This is a genomic window from Nostoc sp., assembly GCF_035638895.1.
GTDB lineage: Bacteria > Cyanobacteriota > Cyanobacteriia > Cyanobacteriales > Nostocaceae > Nostoc.
Genome location: NZ_DASQZC010000573.1, coordinates 1 through 1,618, shown reverse-complemented (window position 1 = coordinate 1,618; position 1,618 = coordinate 1). Strand labels below are relative to the sequence as shown.

At 42.6% G+C, this 1,618-nt stretch carries 4 protein-coding genes; 1 reads left to right on the top strand and 3 read right to left on the bottom strand.

Features of this window, described 5'->3' with window-relative positions; translation table 11 throughout:
* The 3 genes from VE944_RS28425 to VE944_RS28415 form a co-directional block, all read right to left on the bottom strand.
* Positions 1-267 (bottom strand): pyridoxal-phosphate dependent enzyme (locus VE944_RS28425; protein ID WP_324985307.1); only part of this gene is annotated, 267 nt, incomplete at its 3' end.
* A gap of 127 nt (positions 268-394) precedes the next feature.
* Positions 395-574, bottom strand: coding sequence for a hypothetical protein (locus VE944_RS28420; RefSeq protein ID WP_324985305.1), 180 nt, complete (start codon positions 572-574; stop codon positions 395-397).
* 24 nt (positions 575-598) lie between these two features.
* Positions 599-928, bottom strand: a complete 330-nt coding sequence (locus VE944_RS28415) for a CHAT domain-containing protein (protein ID WP_324985302.1) — start codon at positions 926-928, stop codon at positions 599-601.
* Between VE944_RS28415 and VE944_RS28410 the strand changes: the two genes are divergently transcribed.
* Positions 922-1,155, top strand: coding sequence for a hypothetical protein (locus VE944_RS28410; protein WP_324985299.1), 234 nt, complete (start codon positions 922-924; stop codon positions 1,153-1,155). The two genes, VE944_RS28415 and VE944_RS28410, sit on opposite strands and share 7 nt — an antisense overlap.
* The last annotated feature ends 463 nt before the right edge of the window (positions 1,156-1,618 follow it).

Here is a 1,618-nt window from a genome sequence, read left to right as displayed (position 1 = left end):
TTTGTAGCCTTTGGCGTTGCAAATATGCGCCAGCCCAATGCCAGTATTACCAGCAGTTCCTTCTACAACTGTGCCACCGGGTTTGAGTAAACCTTTCTCTTCTGCGTCTTTGATAATATAAAGTGCGGCGCGGTCTTTGACAGAACCGCCAGGATTGAGAAATTCAGCTTTAGCGAGGATTTCACATCCTGTTTCTTCACTGAAACTGTTTAAGCGAATTAGGGGTGTGTTGCCAACAGCGCCGACGATGCCATTCTTAATATCCATTTTGACTATACCTGTGTGAGTATCTATAAAAATTTTGGCTTATAGCGATCGCATAATTTACAACTAATTTGCCTAAAATCCCATATCGCATTTCGCCACTCGGCAATCCAACAATAATCATAGTTGCTTAAGCGATCGCATCTGGCAGTGTGATAGTAACCACATCACCTGCTTGAATCGTTGCTAAAGCTTCTTGAACTTTAGGCATCAGAGGTTTCAGAACTTCTAAACGATTGCTGGGAGATGCGAGAACGATTATAGCTAAGTCAATATTATTCAAATTTTGTTGAAACTTGACTGCGGTCAAACACTGAACGCGCCCAGCCTAAAACTATACCTGCCCCCGCCTTAGAATTATCCCGTGTCCCGTGAGGTGAAAGATATCAAAATAGTCTTCAGGGTAGGATTGCACCAAATTAGCCAACTCTGCAACTGAGCCGCTTTCCTCAACAATCAACGCCAAAGGCTGATCCTTAGTTGCTTGCAAAATGTTCGCTTCTTCCTGCTCAAACCCTAGTGGTGGAACTCTCGGATCTTCAGGAGAAGTCGCCATGAACAGCAACCGCAATGGGCGATTTTGCATACCAATCACTTGGGTTTTACGCTGCTGCACATAACGCACTGGTAAAACGGAAAGATTCTGGCGTTCTATTAATGGCAAACCTTATTCGTTCAGAACGCAAGTCCATTCTGTCAGAACACAAGTCCATTCTGTCAGAACACAAGTCCATTCTGCCAGAACGCAAGTCCATTCTGCCAGAACACAAGTCCATTCTGTCAGAACGCAAGTCCATTCTGCCAGAACACAAGTCCATTCTGTCAAAACGCAAGTCCATTCTGTCAGAACACAAGTCCATTCTCAACAATTTATTTTCTAGCATCGTGTAATTACTGAGCTAGTAATCCAATTTTGTTAAAAAAATACCTATTTTTGCAAGCTTTACTGAACCGCTACATTGTCCCATTGAGACACTCTAGAAAGATAAAGTTTAGTAAAAAGTATAGACAGACGGCGTAACTGGCAAAAATTAGGCATCATTTACAGTGAATGATGCCTATTGCATAGGTAGGTGTAGCCCGCCGCAGGCATCGCACGATCGCACTTTAGTAGTTAGGCACTTCTGTTTGATTCTGGAAAGCAGGTGCATTTTGTGGTAGCTAACCTATAAGTTTAGTAGGTAATAAAAATCTAGATAGTAATTTTACTGGCGTTTTTAAATATTTAAGTGAGTTACGATACAGCATAATTAACGAGTAATATCATGTCCGCATAATATAGTTATGCTAACCACAGTCATTACACCCCACACGCCAGATGCTCCACTTGGGGAGACCCCTTGGCGCTAGCCTC